The organism is Mesobacillus boroniphilus, from assembly GCF_018424685.1.
In the GTDB taxonomy this organism is placed as follows: Bacteria; Bacillota; Bacilli; order Bacillales; family Cytobacillaceae; genus Mesobacillus; species Mesobacillus boroniphilus_A.
The window spans coordinates 25,832-47,484 of the sequence record NZ_QTKX01000001.1 but is presented as its reverse complement, the minus strand read 5'-3'; the positions used below and the strand labels follow the sequence as shown (position 1 = coordinate 47,484).

At 43.0% G+C, this 21,653-nt stretch carries 19 protein-coding genes and 1 pseudogene; 4 read left to right on the top strand and 16 right to left on the bottom strand.

The window, feature by feature from the left end; genetic code table 11:
- Positions 1–49: 49 nt before the first annotated feature.
- Positions 50–628, top strand: coding sequence for a YitT family protein (locus DYI25_RS00295; protein WP_213365524.1), 579 nt, complete (start codon positions 50–52; stop codon positions 626–628).
- Between the two features lie 374 nt (positions 629–1,002).
- On the opposite strand, the gene DYI25_RS00290 is transcribed toward DYI25_RS00295, so the two are convergent.
- The 8 genes and pseudogenes from DYI25_RS00290 to DYI25_RS00255 form a co-directional block, all read right to left on the bottom strand.
- A complete protein-coding gene (locus DYI25_RS00290) occupies positions 1,003–2,355 on the bottom strand; it encodes an L-cystine transporter (RefSeq protein WP_249745319.1) in 1,353 nt (450 codons plus the stop codon).
- Between the two features lie 243 nt (positions 2,356–2,598).
- Positions 2,599–2,817, bottom strand: a pseudogene (locus tag DYI25_RS22780) (glutaredoxin family protein); the annotation flags it as partial.
- A 323-nt stretch (positions 2,818–3,140) separates the two neighbouring features.
- Entirely contained in the window at positions 3,141–5,597 is a 2,457-nt protein-coding gene (locus DYI25_RS00280; RefSeq protein ID WP_213365518.1) for an ATP-binding protein, read from the bottom strand.
- On the bottom strand, positions 5,569–5,955 hold the full coding sequence (locus DYI25_RS00275; protein WP_213365515.1) for a response regulator transcription factor: 387 nt from the start codon (positions 5,953–5,955) through the stop codon (positions 5,569–5,571). Before DYI25_RS00275 ends, DYI25_RS00280 begins: the two co-directional genes overlap by 29 nt.
- A complete protein-coding gene (locus tag DYI25_RS00270; protein WP_213365512.1) occupies positions 5,952–9,206 on the bottom strand; it encodes a hypothetical protein in 3,255 nt (1,084 codons plus the stop codon). The genes DYI25_RS00275 and DYI25_RS00270 overlap by 4 nt, the downstream gene beginning before the upstream one ends.
- Complete coding sequence (locus tag DYI25_RS00265) at positions 9,203–10,606, bottom strand: glycosyltransferase family 2 protein (RefSeq protein ID WP_213365509.1); 1,404 nt, start codon at positions 10,604–10,606, stop codon at positions 9,203–9,205. Before DYI25_RS00265 ends, DYI25_RS00270 begins: the two co-directional genes overlap by 4 nt.
- Positions 10,603–11,649: a HEAT repeat domain-containing protein gene (locus DYI25_RS00260; RefSeq protein WP_213365506.1), complete on the bottom strand. Its 1,047-nt coding sequence runs from the start codon at positions 11,647–11,649 to the stop codon at positions 10,603–10,605. Before DYI25_RS00260 ends, DYI25_RS00265 begins: the two co-directional genes overlap by 4 nt.
- Positions 11,650–13,266: a diguanylate cyclase gene (locus tag DYI25_RS00255; RefSeq protein ID WP_342032459.1), complete on the bottom strand. Its 1,617-nt coding sequence runs from the start codon at positions 13,264–13,266 to the stop codon at positions 11,650–11,652.
- A gap of 351 nt (positions 13,267–13,617) precedes the next feature.
- Between DYI25_RS00255 and DYI25_RS00250 the strand changes: the two genes are divergently transcribed.
- A complete protein-coding gene (locus DYI25_RS00250) occupies positions 13,618–14,892 on the top strand; it encodes an ATP-binding protein (protein WP_213365503.1) in 1,275 nt (424 codons plus the stop codon).
- 14 nt (positions 14,893–14,906) lie between these two features.
- Here DYI25_RS00250 and DYI25_RS00245 read toward each other — a convergent pair whose 3' ends face one another.
- Together DYI25_RS00245 and ytvI are read right to left on the bottom strand one after the other, a co-directional pair.
- Positions 14,907–15,086, bottom strand: coding sequence for an H-type small acid-soluble spore protein (locus DYI25_RS00245; RefSeq protein WP_213365500.1), 180 nt, complete (start codon positions 15,084–15,086; stop codon positions 14,907–14,909).
- A gap of 81 nt (positions 15,087–15,167) precedes the next feature.
- A complete protein-coding gene (ytvI, locus tag DYI25_RS00240; protein WP_213365498.1) occupies positions 15,168–16,199 on the bottom strand; it encodes a sporulation integral membrane protein YtvI in 1,032 nt (343 codons plus the stop codon).
- A gap of 166 nt (positions 16,200–16,365) precedes the next feature.
- Between ytvI and DYI25_RS00235 the strand changes: the two genes are divergently transcribed.
- Both DYI25_RS00235 and DYI25_RS00230 read left to right on the top strand, forming a co-directional pair.
- Positions 16,366–17,028: a DNA-3-methyladenine glycosylase gene (locus DYI25_RS00235; protein WP_213365496.1), complete on the top strand. Its 663-nt coding sequence runs from the start codon at positions 16,366–16,368 to the stop codon at positions 17,026–17,028.
- Positions 17,025–17,549: a D-glycero-alpha-D-manno-heptose-1,7-bisphosphate 7-phosphatase gene (locus DYI25_RS00230; RefSeq protein ID WP_213365493.1), complete on the top strand. Its 525-nt coding sequence runs from the start codon at positions 17,025–17,027 to the stop codon at positions 17,547–17,549. Before DYI25_RS00235 ends, DYI25_RS00230 begins: the two co-directional genes overlap by 4 nt.
- A gap of 156 nt (positions 17,550–17,705) precedes the next feature.
- Here the strand turns inward: DYI25_RS00230 and DYI25_RS00225 are convergent, their stop codons facing one another.
- From DYI25_RS00225 to DYI25_RS00200, 6 genes are all read right to left on the bottom strand, one after another.
- On the bottom strand, positions 17,706–18,251 hold the full coding sequence (locus DYI25_RS00225) for a 2-oxoacid:acceptor oxidoreductase family protein (protein ID WP_249745316.1): 546 nt from the start codon (positions 18,249–18,251) through the stop codon (positions 17,706–17,708).
- The gene (locus DYI25_RS00220) at positions 18,251–19,009 is read right to left on the bottom strand and encodes a thiamine pyrophosphate-dependent enzyme (protein ID WP_249745195.1); all 759 of its coding nucleotides are present in this window, start codon (positions 19,007–19,009) and stop codon (positions 18,251–18,253) included. The genes DYI25_RS00225 and DYI25_RS00220 overlap by 1 nt, the downstream gene beginning before the upstream one ends.
- Positions 19,006–20,070 carry a 3-methyl-2-oxobutanoate dehydrogenase subunit VorB gene (locus tag DYI25_RS00215; protein WP_213365487.1) on the bottom strand — a complete coding sequence of 355 codons (1,065 nt, stop codon included), beginning with the start codon at positions 20,068–20,070 and terminating at the stop codon, positions 19,006–19,008. Before DYI25_RS00215 ends, DYI25_RS00220 begins: the two co-directional genes overlap by 4 nt.
- A gap of 16 nt (positions 20,071–20,086) precedes the next feature.
- Entirely contained in the window at positions 20,087–20,317 is a 231-nt protein-coding gene (locus tag DYI25_RS00210; protein ID WP_031307999.1) for a 4Fe-4S binding protein, read from the bottom strand.
- A gap of 14 nt (positions 20,318–20,331) precedes the next feature.
- A complete protein-coding gene (locus DYI25_RS00205; protein WP_213365483.1) occupies positions 20,332–21,009 on the bottom strand; it encodes a hypothetical protein in 678 nt (225 codons plus the stop codon).
- Between the two features lie 171 nt (positions 21,010–21,180).
- A complete protein-coding gene (locus DYI25_RS00200) occupies positions 21,181–21,501 on the bottom strand; it encodes a hypothetical protein (RefSeq protein ID WP_213365480.1) in 321 nt (106 codons plus the stop codon).
- Between the last annotated feature and the right edge of the window lie 152 nt (positions 21,502–21,653).

The window sequence follows — 21,653 nt, the reverse complement described above, 5'->3', positions numbered from 1 at the left end:
GTCTTTTTACATAGAAATAATGGGAGAAGGACAAGGCTGGTGATATCGGATGACAGGTAAGATTCTCGCGGTGTTTGTTGGAAGTATGTTACTGGGGGTTGGAGTCAATGGCTTTCTTGTGCCTCACCATCTACTCGACGGCGGAATGATCGGTATCGGTTTAATCATGCACTATTTCTATGGCTGGCCGACTGGCTTGACCATGATTTTTCTAAGTATTCCATTATACTTACTGGCCTGGATACTGGAGCGAAAATACTTTTTTCATAGTCTGCACGGATTGTTGATATCAAGCCTGTTCATCGACTTGTTCGCTCCAGTGGAACAAGGGCTGCACATAGGCATTTTGCCAAGTGCGATCATAGGCGGCCTATTAGTCGGCTGCGGAATCGGCTTGATGCTGCGCTATGAAACAAGCACTGGCGGAACTGACCTGTTAGCCCAGTTGATCCATAAATTTTCATCTTTGAATGTTGGACTCTTGATTTTCATGATAGATGGCCTTGTGGTTTTGTCAGGGTTAAAAGTGATCGGAATGGAAAAATTCATGTACTCTCTGCTGACAATAACATGTGTAGGTTTGATGACATCTTTGTGTGTGATTAAAAGAGATAGTACTATAATCTAATGTTTATTAAGGAGCCGAACCATCTGTCACTGCTCCTCATATCCTGGACAGATCCAATGCATTAGAAAAGCCAGCCAAAATATCCTTTGGCTGGCTTTTGATATTACTTTATTAAGAATAAACTTTTGCACTAAAATTAGTGTCTAGCTTCAGCGCCTAGCCTCTCGAGCCGCATGTCTAGCTGCGGCTCCTAACTCCTCGAGACGCTTCCGCATTTCGATTTGTCTAGTTTCGCCTCCTAGAAACTCCGAAACTCCAACTCCGCCGGCAGAAGCAAAAAGCGCTTCTTTGTCGGGTCTCCAGTTTCTGCGTTTCTGAGCAGTCGGCTATACTTTTCGATTTCGGGGCTGACCAAGGCGCTTACGCTTTTCTAATTAAGCTTCGGCTTCAATTTTTTGATTCATATCTGTATAGACTGATGAATCGATTTCTTTTGTGATTCTGCTTGTCAGGATGCCGGATGTCATCGCACCGCTGACATTGACTGCAGTGCGTCCCATATCAATCAGAGGTTCGATTGAGATCAGCAAGCCGGCAAGGGCAACTGGCATGTTCAATGCAGAGAGCACAAGTAACGCTGCAAACGTTGCCCCGCCTCCGACTCCGGCTACGCCGAAGGAACTGATGGCTACAATTGCTATCAATGTTGCGATGAATGATGGTGTTAATGGGTCAACACCTACTGTCGGCGCAATCATGACGGCAAGCATCGCTGGATAAATGCCAGCGCAGCCGTTTTGTCCGATAGATAATCCGAAGGAACCGGCAAAATTCGCAATTCCTTCCGGTACTCCAAGCGAGCGCTGCGTTTTAATATTTAAAGGCAAGGCCCCAGCACTCGTTCTTGAAGTGAAAGCAAACGCGAGAACAGGAAATGCTTTTTTAATATATGTGACTGGATTCAAGCCAGCAATCGTCAATAATAACAAGTGGATGATGAACATGATTGCAAGAGCAACATATGAAGCAGCTACGAATTTACCTAGTTTCAAGATTGCGTCGAAATCACTTAAGGCAACAGTCTTTGTCATGATGGCAAGAACACCATATGGAGTCAGACGCAGGATCAGCGTGACCACCCTCATGATGACTGCATAGAAAGCATCAACAATCTTGGCAAAAAGCTCTGCCTGATCAGGAGACTTTCTTCTGACTCCAAGAAAAGCGATTCCTAAGAATGCTGCGAAAATAACGACAGAAATTGTAGACGTTGGGCGTGCACCCGTGAAGTCAAGGAATGGGTTAGCAGGCAATAGATCAAGAATTTGCTGCGGCATCGTACGCCCTTCGATTCCACCATAGGTTTCCTCAAGCTTTGCAGCACGTGCTTGTTCCGCTTCCCCCTGTGTGATCTGAACTGCTTCAAGGTCAAAACCAACAGCAGTAGCAATTCCAACCGCGGCGGCAACAGCAGTTGTGCCTACCAGCAGGCCGAGAATCAATGTACTGATTTTACCGATGTTATTGGTCAGCTTAAGCTTCGTGAAAGCAGCCAGAATGGATATAAATACTAGCGGCATAACGATCATTTGCAGGAACTTTACATAACCGCTTCCCACAATCGAGAACCAGTCAGCACTTTTCGTGATGACCTCAGATCCCGCTCCATAAATGAATTGCAATGCAAAACCGAAAACAATTCCAATTCCCAGTGCAATGAATACTCGTTTAGAAAATGATACATGCTTCTTTTGCATGTAAAAAAGAACGGCAATGATGCCTAGCATAACTGCAATATTTAAAATAACAAGTCCAGTGGTCACTGAATTTCCCTCCTAATTTATCATTCTCAAATAATATAATTCATGTATTCTTATAAGTCAACTCGGAATTAAACCCGTTCCCCTCCCCCATTCAAGATTAATATATAATAATTTATGAACAACAATATGGTTCCATGTCACTTAAAAAATTAATAAAATGACAAAAAGCCATCACTTTGGATGGCTTTTTGTTATTTAGTATTTAGATTATAAGCTTCCAACAAGCTTTTCAATTTCACTTCTGTTATTTTCAAATCCAATCAGTACTTTTTTATCTTTCATGAACAAGAGCTTTGTACTTGTAAAAATAAACGCAGGGACAATGACAGTACCTGTTAATTCTTTGAGCTTTTTATCCTTTTCAGGCTCACCCTGAACATTGATTTCTTCATATGGTACATTTTTCTGCGAGAGAAACTCCTTCGCATCCTGGCAGTCTGTTCACATTGGTCGCGTGAAAAGTGTTAATGAGGTTTTTGCCATTCCAGTGCCTCCTTTGAAGTACTTTTGTAAAAATAGTATATCGCCAAGCCATGAGGGCCATCCAATAATCCGCTTGCAACAGAAATTAGCAAACGAGCTCCGATTCTCATATCCCACTCTTGCTGCCTAAGTTTGAATCGGTACAGCATGATTTACGAAAAGTTATTTGAGCTCTTCTATTAGGATTTGCAATCATTTCTTTAGCACGACGTTCTTACACTCCCCTTTACGCAAAATAAAAGGCGGCTTCATTAGCCGCCTTTCTTCTATTTGCTGGTTACTGCAGATAGTGCAGGTAGTACCGGCAACGATATGGTAAAAGTGCTGCCTTTTCCATATTCCGAGTCTACATTTATGCTGCCATCATGGACATGGACGATTTCTTTGACAATCGCAAGGCCCAGTCCCGTGCCGCCTATCGACCTTCGATCCGAGTTATCGACTCGATAAAACTTTTCGAACACTTTATCAATCGCTTCAGGAGGAATGCCTAGACCTTCATCCTGTATTTGAATGGTCACAAAGCTGTCTTTTTCGAAAAGGGTAATCCTGACTTCTCCGCCTTCTGGTGAGTATTTTATCGCGTTATGGACAAGGTTGGTAAGGGCCTGTTCCAATTTCTCCGGGTCCCCTAACACATTGTCGCTTCCTCCAATCACTTCAAGAATTAAATCATGTTTATCTGAGTGGATTTTCTGAAGCTCGACTACCTTCTGGATGATTGGAAGTAATTCTAATTGCTGTCTCTCATAACCTTGGTTTCCTGATTCCATCCGCTGGATATCAAGGAAGTCATTGATTAAGGCAGTTAGCCGTCCAGCCTCATTGTAGATCGTGGATAAATACTTTTTCTGGCGGTCAGGCTTCAATTCTCTCGTCAGGATCAATTCTGTAAAGCCTAGAATGCTTGCTAGCGGCGTCCTCAGCTCATGGCTGACTGTGCTGACAAATTCGGATTTAATCCTGTCCACCTCAAACTCTTTCGTTATGTTGCGATGGACAAAAATGGTACCCAACTTTATATTCTCATGGAACAATCCTTCACAATAAACCTTAAAAACCTGCCCGCCATTATTTTTATAAATAAAATGGCTCTCTTTTGGGGAGATTTTTTCAAGACTGGACAATTCTGTCTTCAGAAACTCGATAAAATACTGGGGATCGGCAATCGACCTGCTTAGCAGGCTCGTCCACTCATCCCATGAACCTCCACTTATTTCCTGGAGCTTATCCGAGCAGCCGAACAACTCGCAAAACTTCTTGTTCACCTGAAGGATTTCACCGTTCGTATTGACGAGTTGGACTCCTTCCTGGATGGTGTCAAGGATATCCTGGTTAAGCCTTCTGGCTTCTTCTGACTTATGGTAGAGGTTGATTTTATCTAATGCGATTCCCACGTTTTTAGCCAGTGCCTCGTATTCTTCCATCATCCGAAAATCAAAAGGAGCGTCAGAACGGCTGAACGCCATGACGGCAACCAGCTTTTTCCCAGATAAAAAGATTGGGAGGTATAAATCGTGCGAAAACAGTTTCGTTATATGGAAGCCTTTTTCCTCCTTGGAAGCCTCCCGCTTCGTGACAAATGGCTTTCTTTCTACTTGCAGGCGCTCGACTATTCCACTGAATAACAGATTGTCCCTAAACTGTTTGACTCCATCTGGTGAGATTCCAAACGAAGCATAGGAATCATCATGGATGAAGGCAATAATGCCTTTTTCAGCGTTTATAATCGGGCACATATTCATGACGGCACTCTCAAGCACTTCCTGCTTATCGAGTGAATTGGCGATTTTGTTTATCAGCTCATTCCGGCTGTTAAGCTTCTGCTCATTGTCTTTTACAATTTCAAGAGCCTCCTCCAGCTCCAGCTGCTGAGCCTGAAGCTCATCCTGCTGGGCGACCAGCTCTTCATTTTGTGCCAGCAAGTTTTGCTCATTATCCTGGATGCTCTCGATCATTCTATTGAAAGCAACGGATAAAACTCCGAGTTCATCATTACGGTCTGCATTGACTTCAATTACCGCTTCCCTGCCGTTGGCGATTTCATTCGCTGCAGCAGCAAACCCTGCAAGTGGTTTGGCGATTTCACTGAACATCAGCCTGATAATCCGCAGAAGTACAATTAAGAAGATGAGGACAAAAGAAACAAAGCCAATTTGAACATACGCCTGGATCTTTGCCAGCTCCTCCAGGTTTTCATCTATTTGAATATTGATTTCCTGGAGGTAGCCCTTCATTTCCTGTTTAAAAAAGTTTATCCTGCTCGTAGCTCCTGTATTGGCTGTCGTAATGACCGATTCGACATCATTATTTTCATAATCCTCAAGAGCTTTTGGCAGAATGGAAACAAAATAATAGTCTGCAAATATATCAACCTGGTTAATGAAATCTTGGTCCTTTGAGTCCGTCGCGATCTCTCTGAATTCACTGGCCATATCCCTTATCTTCGGTTCCCCGGAAAGGGCAGCTTCTTTCAACTCATTATTTCCATATGCTATATATCCGCGAATATTCGAAACTGTTTCATTGAAGGTTACGCCAATTTCCTCTGCAAGCCGTTCTTTCTTTTCAAGCTCCCTGTTTTTGTTTGTATAGGTTTGATTCAAGTTGGAAAAGGAATACAGCAGGATTGCTGCAAGAATCAAGAATGCGGTGATAAAGACGCTCATCAGGTAAATGAAACGACGGACAATGCTATTTTTTTTGAATTGTATTTTTTTCACTTAGTATGTCTCTCACTTTTCCCAGTAGTTCTAAAGGGCTGAAAGGCTTGGCAATGAAGAAGTCTGCCCCGGCCCCTATAGCTTTTTCTTGTTCTAATAACTGGCTTTTGGCAGAAAGCATCAAAATCGGAACATCTATATTCTTTCCACCCTGACGTACCTTCTCGATGACTTCCAGCCCAGAATATGAAGGCATCATATAGTCGATCACGACCAAATCATACTTTTCATCATTCAGGAAACTCAAAGCCTCCTGCCCGTCTGCTGCTTCATCTACCTGATAGTTTTCATCTTCAAGAGTATCAACGATGAGCATCCTTAAAATTTCTTCATCCTCTGCAAGCAAAATCCTTTTCACTGACTGTCCCCCTTGTTTCCTGCGTTTTTAAAAGTATCCTTCATTAGGCTATATGACTTTTTTAGACGTTCATAATACTTCGGCTTTTCCCAGTCCTGCCATTCATAAAGAATTGTTCTTTCCAGCTTGTCAGATTGATTGTCTGGCAGGATAGAATCAATTCCACTTTCGTTTAACACAGCAGCAACAAAGCGAATCCCTTCTATTTGTTTACTCCCTGAAAGCCCTTTTTCATAAAGGTTTCCCATGATTTCCTTGTTGCTTGGGTCTTTCACATTCAACAGCTGCCACGGTATGCGGATTTCTGCTGTTTTTTTATCTGTACTTATACTTATATCGGTTAATGAATCAAAATTTTCATCAGCGGGGTTAGCCGTGCCATATTTTAATATTCCTGTTTCATAGGATTGGAACGGAATTTTCCGTCCATCTGCTGGAAGGGTCATTTCCTTATTGAGTGCAAGGCGGATCGTGTGGAAGATTCCGTTATTATTACTCTGGGCATAGCTTTCCTCAGGAATCATTTTCAACGTTTTTCCATATTGGAAGTAAAACGCATCGTAATGGCTGTCAACAAGGATTCTGGATTTGTCTGGTCCTTCAAGCTTGACCATGAAATCTACTCCAAAATCAGCATTCACTTCAACATCACTATTAACCTTGAATCTTTGCTGCCCCTGGCCAGGGACTGTATCGATAAAAAGGTAGCTTCCCTGTTTCTCCCAATCTAGCGGTTTTGCAAAATCCAGACGATAATAAAGATAAGTTTCATCAGCAGCTGTAAATACACGCTTGATGGTTCCGGTTTCTGAAGTCATCAACGGCTTGATGCCCTTCTTCATCCAGTCTTCCTTTCTGCCGTCCACTACAATTGCCGTACTTTTATTGCCTGGCTCAAAGCTCAATAGCCCAAAATTTTGTTCATTCGTCTGTCGATTTGCCCAAAAAGGACGGCGATGAGGATTATCATAATCCATCGTGTTCCACGTCCGCTTGAACCATTCATCCTGCCAGGCGAACACGATTCCTCCAGCAGAGCCTTCTTCAACAATGGCATTGAACATACTACTGTTCATCTCCCCTTGTTGTTCCTCCGTCAAAAAGCCCTGGTTCATGCCCGATTTATTACGATGTGTCAGCCCTCTTGAGGAAGGGACACCGAATTCAGCAATTAGGACTGGCATTTCATGAGCATCGATTAAATCATGCAAATAGCCTGCATAGTGATTGGTGTTTCCTTTCTTGTCCTTGTATTGCTGGTATCTCAGATCATAATTCAAGAAGTCGGGATAGTACGGATAGACGTGATAAGAAGCAAACATCCCGGCATGGAATTCTTTATTCTTTTTAATATGGTTCGGATTCACGGATACCATATCCTCGGTCTCAAGCGGTTCACTTGGGTGTTCCAGTAAATCCGTCGTAACCCAGTTCGTGAAACTGATGCTATGCTGCCATTGGTACTTAGCCGTTTCATAAGCAGCAGTGTACTCCATCATTGTTGCAAGCCAAATCTCAAAAGGTTCAGCGTCCTCGGTCATAAAATAAGTACCGGAGAACTGATCGATTCCCTTATTTGCAATATTCGTATTCAAGACAGCCGCGGGATCCCATTCTATCCCAATGACGAACCCTAGAACATAAGGAGAAATATCATAGTTGTATATTCCTGACGCATGGCCTTTTATTGGAGGCAACTCTGCATTACCATGTACAATATCAACCATTTGCTTAAGTTCCCGCTTAAAATCATCCATCACTTTTACCGAAAATGCATTTTGGGACTCCACAATTGATTCTTCGTTCACCCAGGCACCATGGAACAAATACAACGGTTCGTCTGCGGCCTTATTATATTCATAAAATGCTTCATAAAATTCTGGAGGATGGAGGGTGTAGACCCTTATGGCATTGGCATTCATGCCGCCAATCATCTGGAACCAGCGATAGTATTCCTCTTTAGTAATGGCAGCTTCCCCAGGAAAAGCCCCTGGCTTACCCATCCCTATATTCACACCTTTAATCAGGAGACTCTCCCATTTTCCATCCTTTTGGATTAGGATCGCATCTTTGCTGGTATTACTGTTAAAGTAAACATTGCCATTGGAAACAACCTCTGGTTTTGGATTTTCTTTAGGTTCATGCAGCCCTTTTGCCAGGATTTCTTTGACCATCGGAACATACGTTGACCAATAGAAAGATTTCCTGCCGCCAATCGCCTTTTTCCATTCTGATAAACCGGAAGTTTGATATATTCCGGGTACCTCTGCTTCATCTGCATAGTCACCGGCAAAATAGTAGGAGGTATATTGTCTGTTTTGATGGCGGATGACCGCAGGAAATTGAACAGGAATTCCGTAACCCTTCATTTTGTCCAAGGATTCCTTCTTGACCGGAAGCGTGTATCTGGCCAGAACCTCCTCCTCATCCAGCGGCTCAACGATATCAAACCAATACGTGTAGCTTGAATCGAGCTCAGAAGAGAAAGCCATATTGCCTTGGTCTGTAAGATTGAAATCAATTCCGTCGCCTTCGAGGTCATTTTTTCCTAGAACAACGATATAATCTTCTTCATTGACGAAAACAAAGCCCCTGCCTTTAAAATCCCAGTCGCCCATCTGAGCTTCGTATTGCCCGATGATCCAGCTTGGTACCTCGCTTCCTTCCAATTTTGTAAAATACCGTCCTGTCCATCCGCTCCATCTAATATTCAGCAGATTAGTCATCCGCTTCCTGACTGCTTCATCAGTAGGACTTCCAAATGTATTGAATTCTGAAATCAAGGTCTTATTCCCCTGGAACAATTCTTTTTCCAGTATGTCTACGTCTTCTGGCTGAAGCCCGCCGTATAATTGCTTCGACTTCCTGCCGGCTTCATTTTTTCCAGTGAACTCTTCTTCATACACTCCATACAGGTCGGCTAGATAAATCACCTGAAAATCGTCAATCTGACTTGGCAGCCTTTCTCCAATAAATGAATCATTCTCTTTATGACGGAAGCCGACATAATCATCTACAGCAGAATAATTTCCTCCGTCAGTCTTCTTATATTTCTCATTATTTAAGACCCAGGTTAGTCCCTTGTGCTCCCGGTAGCTTTTATCTGGAACGGTTTTGTCGACAATCAGGATATCAAGTTCTTTCTCTGGCTTCATTTGCCATAGCCAAAAAGGACTCGAAAGGATAGCCAACACCGCGAAGACAAACAGCAGGACAAACAGCTGTGGTTTATTCTCAATATATGATTTCATTGGGATACACCTTTTCGTTTCATTTCTCCCCAGCCATTCTCACCTTTGATCATTTGCCAGATCCCCTGGCAGCGCCAAAAGACAGTGAGCGGTCGATACCAAAGTGTTTCTGTCAACGAATAGAAGAACAGCTTGAGCAAAGCAGATATTTTGGGATATTTTCGCAGACTCCATTCCTCCAACAGTATGGCGAAAGCAGAAAAAAGAGAGCCATAGAGGCAAGATAGTAAGAATATTAAAATTGCAAACTCGAGATAGATTCCCCCTGCAAACAACGAAATGAAAACAAAAATATATCCTGACAATTCGACAATCGGCCCAAAAAATTCGACGAGCCAAAAATAAGGAAAGGAAATAAAACCAATAGGTCCATACCTTGGATTCAGCGTTAGCTTCCGATGACTCCAAAGACTTTCGAACAGGCCTCTGTGCCAGCGGCGTCTTTGCCTTTTCAGATACTTCATAGTTTCGGGCACCTCTGTCCAGCAAACTGGATCAGGTACATAGACAATTCTTTTTTTCGTTCCGGTTTCCTTCAGCAGTCTATGAATTCGGACGACCAGCTCCATATCTTCTCCGACTGTATCTGTCCTGTATCCACCTGCCTTAACGACCCATTGTTTTGAGAATACGCCAAATGCACCAGAAATGATCAACAGTAAATTATGCCGGCTAAGACCGATTCTTCCCATTAAAAAGGCCCTCAGATATTCGATAACCTGCATGATGACCAGAGGATTGCTGGATAACCCGATTTTCAGGACTTCCCCATTTCTGATATCACAACCATTGGCAATCCTGATGCTGCCTCCGGAGGCAATTACTTCCTCATTTGAATCAATGATCGGTTTCATCACCTTTAAAAATGCATCCCTTTCCAGAACTGAGTCGCCGTCAAGGGAACAGACATATGGGTAATGAGAAAAATTCAGCCCGGCATTTAGCGCATCAGCCTTTCCGCCATTCTCTTTATCAATCAAAAAAAGCGAAGGAAGCATCCTTGATTGAAAAACTTTTTTAATAGGCTTAGAATCTACCTGTCTTCGAATGACCTTTTTGATTTCTTTCATATCATAATGTTCAATCAGTCTTTCCATTGTACAGTCCGAGGACCCATCATTCACAACAACAATCTCGAATACAGGATAATTGATGCTAAGCAGCGAGCGGATGCTGTGAACAATCCCTGCCTCCTCATTGAACGCAGGAACGATGATTGATACAGGTTTTGTAAAAATATCTTCCGTATAGTCACTGAAAGATTTCTCTCGGTCAAGCTTGTATTCTTTTCTTAACTGGATCACCGAAATCAGCATGACAACCGAATAAAAGGATATAACGATGATCATGTACATCATAATGAACAAGGCAAAATAAATGCTGATGTTCTGAAGACTCATGTTTGATAGACTCCTTTATTAATCCATTCCCATGCCATATCTCTCGCAAAAGCATCTGTGCTTTCAACCATTACTTCCTGAAGGATTTCCTTTCCGGTTGGAAATGTCATGATTGACTGCCCTGCCTGGGACCGAACCCACCATGAAGGGTCTTGAAGAAGCTGAACAAGATCAGGGAGTGCATGCTCCACCCTCATTGTTCCTGCCAATCTTGCAGCCAGCATACGCTCTTCCCAATTCAACGATTTTAATAAGGGGAGATAATTTTCCAGGTCTCGCACGAACCCAATGGAAACGAGGGCTTTTAAAGACCGGATTCTTTCCTCACCGCGACTTGTAGAAAAAACGGTTTCGGCGAATTGAAGGTAATTCAGGTCTTTTTTTAAGCCAACTAAATCAAGGATTGCGAACTTAAGCTCAGCCTGACAAGAGTTGTATCCAAGCAAAAACTGATCAAATCCCCGTTCGTTAAGCCTAGAAAGGATATTCCTGTACTCTAGGTGAGAAAGGTCCTTATATTCTTCAGTCACTAACTGAAAAATCTCCTTTGACTGAAGTTGAGCTAATATGGTCATTGCCCTGATTTTTTCATCTTTTGTTATCCGTCTCCGTTTCATCATGGCAATGACATCTTCTTTAATATCTTCGATCCTGAATGCCTCGATAAAGAAAAGTGCATTCATCCTTGTGCTCCAGTTACTGCTTTGCAGTCCGCTGCGGTAATGGTCACTCAATAGCACTTCCGCAAGGCTTTTCAGATTGTTCTTCTCTTCATCACCTTCAAGTATTTCCGCATAATTGCTCAACATCTGCTCTATTGCCAGCTTCTTTGCTTTCGTGTCGGCTTGCAATGAACGAAGGAAGTCACCCGTGAGAATCGAATGGAGGAGTTTATCATTCATTGAGCGTTTATAGTCTTCCACTCTTTTTCGCAGCCTGTTTTCTGCTGCTTTTCTCATGATTAAATAGATAAGCATGATTAAAAGCATTCCTGTTAAAAACGAGAAAAGTGTAACAAGAAACTGAAGTTCATTTTCCACCATTTAAAACATCCTTTGGATTAGCCTTTGAATCCTTGCCTGCAGCTCGGTAATGCTGAACGGTTTTGTTACATAGTCATCTGCTCCCAGCTTGAGGGCTCGTGCAATATCGTATTCTGTCTTCCTTCCGGTAAGCATCAGTACATTGACTTGGCTTGCATTCTCAGCACTTTTCACTTTGCCAAGCACCTCAATGCCGTCCATGACAGGCATGACGCCATCAAGGATGAGGAAGTGCTTTCCCTCCTCCTCAAGACGAGCGGCCTCAAAGAATTTCTCGCCGTTTTCATATGATTCAATATTTAACAACACTTTGTCCGTATCAATATTTTGCAATACCCGGACGAGAAGGGTTCTGATGATGGCATCATCATCAATGACGGATACATTGAGGATTTTATTCGCCGGCAGCATCGCTTCATTGGCACTCTCCACACATGCCCTGCCTTTTTCTTTAGCCTCATATAAAGCCTGGTCCGCCTTTTTTAAGATATCCAGGCTCCCCTCTGTTGAATTGTTGGCCATATAAATCCCTGCCGAAAAACTGACATGGAAGGATTGTCCTTGTTCTTTGAATTCGACCTTCGAAAACCCCTCGAGAATCCGCTTTGCCACTTCTGCAGCTTCTTGATCATTGGTTCTTGGAAACAGGACAACAAACTCTTCGCCGCCATACCGGAAGACAATATCAGTGCTCCTGGTCTGTTCCTTCAAAAATAAGGCAAAGGCTTCAAGCACTTTGTCACCTGTAAGATGCCCATACGTATCATTGATTTTCTTAAAATAATCGAGATCAAGAATGCCAACTGAAAAAGAAGTGCCTGTTCGTTCGAAGTCTTTCAGATAACGCTCCATCTGGTCGGACAGGAACCTCCTGTTATATACCTGAGTCAATTCGTCAATGAGGACTGATTGGTCAAAAATTTGCTTTCTCTGCAACTGGCGGTTAATCCTGACTAAGAATTCTTCCATGTCAATTGGCTTTTCAATGAAATCATCCGCCCCCATTTCATAAGCATTCATTCGCGTAATTCGATCGATTTGGGAGCTTATGACCACCTTTGGGATGAATTGCTTATGGTTATGCAGCTGAATACTTTCCAATAATTGAAAGCCATTTTTTGACGGTAAATCTACATCAATCACCAAACAATCAGGCTGAAGATCATAGTATAGTGATACTGCTTTATCCGGTTCTGTGTTTGTCATGACCATCCACCCCTTATCCTCTAGAGCTTCCTTTAGAAGAATAAGCATGGTCACATCATCATCGATAATTTGGATTAAAGGCACATCTCCGCAGCAAGGCTCATTTTTTTTATAGTCGGATTCCTTGAAGTGTTCATACTCATAGCTGAGACTTATGAGTTCGAACAAAAACTCCCTCAAGTCATCCTTCTGCCATTTCAGTCCTTCATTGGCTTCCAGCCGATCAAGAAGCTTGGAGGAAACAAACAGCAGCCCTCCAAGATGTATAGTTCCGGAAGTGCCCTTTATTGAATGCAAGAATTGATAAACCTCTGCATGGTCAACTAACTCGTCTGGCCGATCGTCAAACCACGAGGATATTTGCTGTTTTATTTTTTCGAATAATAAATGTTGATATTTTTCCAATGCCACTTTCTGCACCCCATTATTAATCAAGGCTTCGCTGTTACTGGAATTCAGGCTGATCTTAAGTGATTTCAGCCTAAAAAAACAGCCTTGTTATTGGCCGTCAACATCCAGAGCGTGTCTGTTTTATTTTGATTATATATCATTGAAGTAAAGGCTGGTAGAAAATTCTATCCATCGCCTTATTCCTGATTTTCCCATTGATATATGAAAAATCACTCAGATTTCAGGTAAAAAAATCACAAATAGTGAACAATCATATGTTAAAGTTATAGTAAAATATGCGATTAGTTTAATTTAATAAACCTACCTTTTTCTAAGGGGCAGGAAACCCCACTATGACTGGAGATTTAGACTATGGACCTTTTAACAGTTCTTGTATTGAATCTGATCTTCATCTTGATTACAACTTTTGCGTTTCAATACTTTATTGTCAACCGATATACGAAAATATATCGAAAGTACAAAAAACCGTTAATTATTACTTTATCCGCAATCCAAATCCTGTTCTGTATGTCTTTTACTGTGACTGGAAATGAAAATTTCATTTTTGACCTCCGCTTGATCCCTGTTGTGGTTGGAGGAATTTATGGCGGACCTTCTGTAAGCATCAGTTTGTTCCTCTTCGTGGTCATTGCCAGAATACCGTTTGGCGGAAGCGGCGTGTGGGTGAACTTTTTCAATATGCTTACCATCACTGGTTTTATTTCATACATATCCATTAAATTCAACTTTTTCACTCTGGCCAGAAAGCTTTTTACTGTTGTTGGTATCGCCATTTCCTATACTGTATTAATTTTTCTTATGAAGGCAGCGATTTTCAATGAACCTTCGGAACTCTCATTCATATTTATTTATGCACTGACCGTCTCAGTAGGAATCTTTATTGTTACTTATTATCTTGAAATCATAAGGCAAAATTATTTTCTACATAATGCTGTAATCAAATCAGATAAAATTGAAGTGGTTTCTCATCTAGCTGCAAGCGTAAGCCATGAGGTCCGCAATCCACTAACTGTTACGCGCGGATTTTTACAAATGCTCAAAGACCCTTCCATCGAGGAAGAAAAAAGGCTTTATTATTTGAATACTGCAATTTATGAACTCGACCGGGCTGAAACGATTATAAAAGATTACTTGACTTTTGCGAAGCCTCAATCGGAAACGACATCGACAATCTGTGTGCAGAATGAAATCGAAAAAGCACTGGAATTAGTCCTTCCTTACGCGAATCATTTTTCAGTGAAAATCAAAAAAGACTTGATGACAGGCCTAAATGTGATTGGAGAGTCTTCCAAATTCCATCAATGCATTCTCAATATCATTAAAAATGGAATCGAGGCCATGCCAAATGGCGGGGATCTTATAATCAGCTGCCGGGAGATGGCAAATAATTATGCATCAATCACTATCAAAGATACAGGATGCGGCATGTCTGCCCAGCAACTAGCCAAACTTGGTGAGCCGTACTTTTCAACCAAGGCTGAAAAAGGCACCGGGCTTGGTATGATGGTCGTTAATAAGATCATCCACGATATGGGTGGTACGGTAGAAGTTAAAAGCAAACTTAACGAAGGCACTCAATTCAAGATCACATTACCGCTTAATGATATAGAAAAACGGGAGACGTAAATTCTCCCGTTTTTCTATTCCTCTATTAAATTCAAGATTGGTACGTCTCTTTCGACATCCGGTTCTGATTTTGAATAAATTCTTGCCATTTTGGTCTTCTCGTCAACATGCTGGATGATGATTGGCGTCCCATCATAAGTTACATTAATCATATCTGCTGACTCAACAATTTCTTTTGCGCGGCCTATATTCATTCCTGACTTCCTCCTTCTTGGTAACAAACATAATTTATGCTTAATTATGTTCTGCTATCCAAGAAAAAACGGTCTAAATAGTTAAATCTTAAAATTCAACCGAATTACATTTGCCTTTCTTAAAGTGTCATAGATGATCACGAAAATCGGACCGATAAAAATACCTGCAAGCCCGAGAAGTTTGAGTCCAATATACATGCTGATCAAAGAGGCAAGCGGCGAGATGCCAAGGTTTGATGAATAAATCTTTGGCTCGATCACCCTGCGGACAACAGTGATTACCAGGAACAAAATAATTAGTCCAATTCCCAGAAAATGATTATCCTGCAGAATCGCAATCACGGCCCATGGCACCAGTACCGATCCGGTTCCGAGAATCGGCAGGATATCGACAATGACAATCAATAATGACAGCAGTCCGGTATATTTAACCCCAAGAATGCTCAAGCCTGCCATGGCCATGATAAAGGTGACTAAGCTCAGGATAACCTGCGCTTTTAAAAAGCCTATTCCTGCCTTGTTCAGCTGGCTTCCAACCAGGAACACCTTCTGGCGCGTTTGCTCCTTCAAATGGGATTCCAGCTTCTTTTTAAGATTAGGTAGTTCAAGACTGAACAAGAATAACGCAATAAGATAAACGAGAAATTCAATCATGAACCCTGGGATTGCCGTAAGCAGATTGATTATACCTGCAATGAATTGCTGCAGGAACGAATCAAGTGTATTGATATTCTTTTCGATCGTCGCCTCAATCTGGTCAATGACTTCTCCCGGGAAGTTTTTTGAATAAAATTCCCATTTGCCCATCAAAGGGAGAATTGCTGTCCTGTATATATCCCTTACGAATGTAGGAGTTCGCTCAGATAATGAAACCGCTTGATGGGCGATTATCGAAACGAGGTTATACCCAATCACACCAAGCAGGAGTACATAGCTGATAAATACACCAATCACAGCCTGAAGCCGCTTAAATGAAAATTTTTTTATAATCCATTGAACCATTCCTTCAAGCATGACTGCTGTTAACATAGCAAAAATGAGTGGAAGGCTATAAGGAACAAGGAAAAAAATAACTGCAGCAACCACTGCAATCCATACCCATTTTTTCCACATATATTTGTTACTCCCCTTATGGAAATTAAAACTGTCAGAGCTTTAAAAATACTATATACCATCTTTGGTCTATCCGCTATTTTTTTCGCTAGGCATTTCGGGCAAAATGATGGATGACTCTTTTAGCTGCGGGTATAAAGGTTATAAACAGGTTTTAGGAGGTTTTATGGTGGCGGAAGATTGGGGCATTCTCCAGGCATTAGACAAGAAATTCTATCAGCAGCCCACTCTTGAATTGGCCGTTTCGCTGCTGGGATGCACTTTGGTGAAAGAATCTGAAGAAGGAACAGCTGCAGGAATAATCGTGGAGACAGAAGCCTATATCGGTCCTATGGATAAAGCGGCGCACAGTTATAACAACCGCAGGACGAAAAGAACTGAGATCATGTTCCATGAAGCTGGTTTGGCCTATACTTATGTTATGCACACCCATACACTCTTCAATGTTGTCAGCGGAGAGATAGACAATCCAGAGGCTGTCTTGATCAGGGCCATCGAACCTCTTCAAGGAATCGATTTAATGGTGAAGCGCAGAGGCATGCCGGAATCAGTCAATCTCACCAATGGACCTGGAAAGCTAACGAAAGCAATGGGCATAAATATAACTGATTACGGGCATCCCTTAACAGAGAAGCCACTTTACATCACAAAAGGGCTTGTGCCAGAGAGTATTTCCTCAGGCAAGAGAATAGGCATCGATAATTCCGGAGAGGCAAAAGATTATCCGTGGCGTTTTTGGATTACCGGCAATCGCTATGTATCACGACATCAGAATGCCGAAAAGATAATAGCTGTAAAAGATGATGTTAAAAACGGAGGAACAAAATGAAGAAAGCAATATTTTTGGACAGGGATGGAGTCCTCAATGAAGTTTTATCCGAACGTGTAAAATTCGTTAACCGGCCTGAAGAACTTTATCTCCTGAAGGGAGCCGCTGAAGCAGTCGCAGAATTGAGCAAGGCTGGCTATGAAATTTTTGTTGTCACCAATCAGGGAGGAGTCGGACTTGGATTCCTGAAAGAAAAGCGTCTGCATGAAATTCATGACCACATGGTAAAGATGATCAGGGAACATGGCGGCCATATTAAAGAAGTTGCCTACTGCCCGCATAAACCGAAGGCAGGCTGCGAATGCCGCAAACCAAATGCCGGAATGCTTCTTGACCTTGCAGAAAGACACGATATCGATTTGACAGGCAGTGTCATGGTTGGAGATCATGAGCGCGATATAGAAGCCGGCAAAAAAGCTGGCTGCAAGACCGTCTTCATAGGGACCGAAGAAACAAGTGCCGATCAGAAGGCTCCCTCACTCCAGGCAGCCGTTCCGTTAATTCTTGAGCTCTTGGAATAAGGAGTTCGCAAAGGAACTAATGCCAAAAAGCTGTAGCCAAAGCCTTAAATCAAACAATAAAAACGCTGCCTTGATGCCGCTGGCAGCGTTTCTTAGAGTGATTTAAATTTGTACCCCATTTGGTGGCTGGCTCCCTTTTTTCGGGCGCAAAATCTCCTAAAGCACCGTAGTTTCAGACAGTGACCGCCCAAGTTCAAGTGCTCGGCGATTGACTTCTAATAAAGAGTGTTTTTCCTGGGAAAGTACTTTTTTCAATGCTTCCAATATAGACTCATCGGATAGAATTCCCGTTTCCTCCAGGAAGGCACCAAGGAGGACCATATTTGCGACTTTCGGGTTGCCAAGCTCGTTCGCCTGGTCGGTAGCCTTGATATTTAGAATTTTTATATCTGTTCTTTCTGATGCCTTCGAGATTAATGAGGCATTGACAATCAGTAGCCCCCCTGCCCTCACCATCGGTTCAAATTTTTCATATGACGGGTTATTAAGGACAATCGCTGTCGTCGGCCTTGAAACAAGAGGTGAACCCACCTGTTCTTCACTGACGACGACTGCACAGTTTGCGGTACCGCCGCGCTGCTCTGGTCCGTAGGATGGCAGCCATGATACAAACTTCCCTTCATTCATCCCAGCATAGGCAATCAACTGGCCCATCGACATGACTCCCTGGCCACCAAACCCCGCTATCAAGATTTCCTCCATCACCTATCAGCCCCCTTTGGTACTTCCTTATACACGCCAAGAGGATAGGCAGGCACCATATTGTCCTTGATCCAATCCAGTGATTCATTTGGGTCAAGACCCCAGTTCGTCGGGCAGCTGGACAGAACCTCGACCATCGAGAAACCAAGTCCCTGCTTCTGTGTTTCAAATGCTTTGCGAATCGCTTTCTTCGCTTTGATGATGTTTGGTACATCATGTGTCGAAACTCGTTCGATATAGGCTGTTCCATCCAAAGTTGACAGCATCTCACTCACGCGGATAGGCAGTCCCTGGATGCTCGCATTCCTACCGAATGGAGTCGTCGCCGTTTTCTGGCCAATCAATGTAGTCGGGGCCATTTGTCCTCCAGTCATTCCATAGATCGCATTATTCACAAAAATAACGGTAATATTTTCTCCTCTAGCAGCAGCGTGGACTGCCTCGGCGATCCCTATTGAAGCAAGGTCGCCATCTCCCTGGTAGGTAAAAACAAATCGGTCAGGCAGGACACGCTTGATGCCTGTGGCGACAGCCGGGGCCCTGCCATGTGCTGCCTGGGTCATATCACAATTGAAATATTCATAAGACAGCACAGAGCAGCCGACGGAAGCGACTCCAACTGTATCCTCAAGGATTCCCATTTCCTCAAGCACTTCGCCTACCATCCTGTGAATGATCCCGTGCGTACAGCCGGGACAATAGTGCGTCTGATTTTCAGTCAATCCAGATGTTTTCTCAAACACTGTTTTCATTGTCATACCTCGACACCTCCTGCCAGTTTGACAATTTGATCGTAAATTTCTTCCTGCGTAGGGACGACCCCGCCGGTACGGCCAAAAAATGAAACTGGGGCCCGGCCTTCGACGGCCAGTCTGACGTCCTCAACCATCTGCCCCGCGCTCATTTCGACAGATAGATAACCCTTCACCCTGTCACGGGTTTCAATGAATGGCTGCTCGGGGAATGGCCAGAGCGTAATCGGCCGAATCATCCCGATTTTCAGGCCGTCTTTCCGCGCTTTATTAATTGCATTCATGGCAATCCTTGCTGCTGTTCCGTATGCAGTTACGATATAATCGGCATCTTCAATTTCAAACGTTTCGTATCTTACTTCATTTTGCTTAATCATAGCGAATTTTTTCTGTAGAAGTTCATTTTTCTTTTCAAGTGCATCGGCATTCAATTCGAGTGAGGAAATAATTCTTGGTTTGCCATCGCCCCTTGTTCCGGTGGTAGCCCATTCCTTTTGTACAGGCTCCCTTTCGCTCAATTCCTTGAACTCAACCGGTTCCATCATCTGTCCTAACATGCCGTCTCCAAGTAAAATGACCGGAGTCCGGTATTGATCAGCGATATCAAATGCCGCTTCTGTCAGGTCAATGATTTCCTGAAGCGTCGATGGAGCAAGGACAGGCGTATGGTAATCACCATGTCCTCCCCCTTTTGTCACCTGGAAATAGTCCGATTGCGCCGGCTGGATATTTCCGAGTCCAGGACCTCCACGAACGACATTCACGATTAAGGCTGGCAGTTCTGCCCCAACCAGGTATGAGATTCCTTCCTGCTTCAAGCTGAATCCTGGACTCGATGATGATGTCATAACACGCACACCGGTTCCAGCCGCGCCATACACCATATTAATTGCTGCTACTTCACTTTCCGCCTGTAAAAATAACCCGCCAACCTCGGGCAGCCTTCTGGCCATATAGGCAACGAGCTCACTCTGCGGCGTGATCGGGTAGCCGAAAAAATACTTGCAGCCCGCATGGACAGCAGCTTCCGCGATAACCTCGTTACCCTTCATAAGTACTTTCCCCATTGTCAATTCTCCTTTGCTAAACAGATTTCCTTACCTTTTCTGGCCTATAGACAGTGATAACTGAATCTGGACACATTTGCGCGCACTTGCCGCAGCTGATGCAATTTTCCTGGTCTGTCACAACCGCCGGCCGGTAGCCTTTTTCATTCAAGTAATCAGCAAGATAAATCACATTTGTCGGACAAGCATTCACGCACAGCTTGCATGATTTACAAGTCTCCTCGTTAAAAACAACTCTCTGCTCCACCGCTTTTGCCTCCTTTACATTTCCCATGGCAATTTTAAATACCTCGAAATCACTTTTACTTGGGACTCCGCTGCCATTCCGGCACTTACAGCTGATAAATGCTCCGGTACCATCGTGTTCAACAAAGGAATCCCCAATTCTTCTGAGAGCTCCTTACTTAATATCAATCCCTTTTCCACATCTTGAAGTGTCGTTTCAGATCCTACATTGGCGTTATTGATGATTCCTGTGATCTTCAGCCTGGAGGCAATTTCGATTTTCTGCAATGTCTCAACCGCACCCGCCAGAGTACTGACATATGGACGGTTTGCATTCAAAATGAACAGCACCTCAGGCTTCATATCTTTCCAATCGTTGTAAAATTGCCCCAGTGCCGTCGTACCATCCTTGTCTCCCCCAGCATCGACAATCAGCTTATATGCATTGTCGTAGATTACCCTGCTCATATCGCCAGGAACAATCGGCAAATCAGCGGCTGCAAGCCTTTCAGCAGGTGCAATAAGTTCAATTCCATTTTGCTCAAAAATATCCCTGGCGTCCCTCGCACGATAATATGGATTAACAATGTCCAGGTCGGCAATTGCTGTCCTGGCATTCGTTTTCCTTGCCTCCAGAGCTAGATTGATTGATATCTCTGTTTTACCGCTGCCAAAATGGCCGGTAATGATGGTGATGTCCGCACCTTCTTTCACCGGTTCCCACCTCCTCGTTGAAAGCGTTTTCATTTTATCTCAACTTCATTATATATATTTCTAGCAGGCTTCTCTTTGATAAAAGTCACGTTTTTAGTAAAACTGTTTAAAAAAGATTAGGGGTTGACCAACGTAAAAAAGGAGTTCCAAGAAAGAACTCCTTTTCAAGACTTACATAGCGAAGCTCAGAACCACTTTTTGTGGCATGTCCTGTTCTTCATAAACATCTTTTCTCAACCTCTCGCAAGAAGGCATTTCATATGAAAAGTCTTCTACTGCTTCAGGGATAAGTCCGTCTGCTTTCAGGGCATTAAAAACTTTTTGCATTGCGTCATCTGTGTCCAGGCAATCTTCTGAACCTTCATATTTAAAACAATCAACGCACGTCTCCACGATATTTGCATCAATCTGTTCCTGTATAAATACTAATTTTGCGCCAGCCATCTTCTCAACTTCACGGTTTTCCAATTCAATAATCGTTGTTACGTTCATTATTGGCACCTCCATTTGGATTACACTATCATTATAGTAAGTTAAAATCCAAACAGGGGGGTTTTGCCATTTAGTTCATTTATTATTCACATATTCCGGTCAAAAAGTTGTCAAAAACTCCTTAACAAAGGGATTCCCAATACCCGCACAGG

What these genes read in the sequence shown, in the direction of transcription:
- DYI25_RS00295 (WP_213365524.1), top strand. Translation starts at nt 50, where the DNA reads ATGACAGGTAAGATTCTCGCGGTGTTTGTTGGAAGTATGTTACTGGGG.
- DYI25_RS00290 (WP_249745319.1), bottom strand. Translation starts at nt 2,355, where the DNA reads ATGCTAGGCATCATTGCCGTTCTTTTTTACATGCAAAAGAAGCATGTA.
- DYI25_RS00270 (WP_213365512.1), bottom strand. Translation starts at nt 9,206, where the DNA reads ATGAAATCATATATTGAGAATAAACCACAGCTGTTTGTCCTGCTGTTT.
- DYI25_RS00265 (WP_213365509.1), bottom strand. Translation starts at nt 10,606, where the DNA reads ATGAGTCTTCAGAACATCAGCATTTATTTTGCCTTGTTCATTATGATG.
- DYI25_RS00260 (WP_213365506.1), bottom strand. Translation starts at nt 11,649, where the DNA reads ATGGTGGAAAATGAACTTCAGTTTCTTGTTACACTTTTCTCGTTTTTA.
- DYI25_RS00250 (WP_213365503.1), top strand. Translation starts at nt 13,618, where the DNA reads ATGGACCTTTTAACAGTTCTTGTATTGAATCTGATCTTCATCTTGATT.
- DYI25_RS00245 (WP_213365500.1), bottom strand. Translation starts at nt 15,086, where the DNA reads ATGAATATAGGCCGCGCAAAAGAAATTGTTGAGTCAGCAGATATGATT.
- ytvI (WP_213365498.1), bottom strand. Translation starts at nt 16,199, where the DNA reads ATGTGGAAAAAATGGGTATGGATTGCAGTGGTTGCTGCAGTTATTTTT.
- DYI25_RS00235 (WP_213365496.1), top strand. Translation starts at nt 16,366, where the DNA reads ATGGTGGCGGAAGATTGGGGCATTCTCCAGGCATTAGACAAGAAATTC.
- DYI25_RS00230 (WP_213365493.1), top strand. Translation starts at nt 17,025, where the DNA reads ATGAAGAAAGCAATATTTTTGGACAGGGATGGAGTCCTCAATGAAGTT.
- DYI25_RS00225 (WP_249745316.1), bottom strand. Translation starts at nt 18,251, where the DNA reads ATGGAGGAAATCTTGATAGCGGGGTTTGGTGGCCAGGGAGTCATGTCG.
- DYI25_RS00220 (WP_249745195.1), bottom strand. Translation starts at nt 19,009, where the DNA reads ATGACAATGAAAACAGTGTTTGAGAAAACATCTGGATTGACTGAAAAT.
- DYI25_RS00215 (WP_213365487.1), bottom strand. Translation starts at nt 20,070, where the DNA reads ATGGGGAAAGTACTTATGAAGGGTAACGAGGTTATCGCGGAAGCTGCT.
- DYI25_RS00200 (WP_213365480.1), bottom strand. Translation starts at nt 21,501, where the DNA reads ATGAACGTAACAACGATTATTGAATTGGAAAACCGTGAAGTTGAGAAG.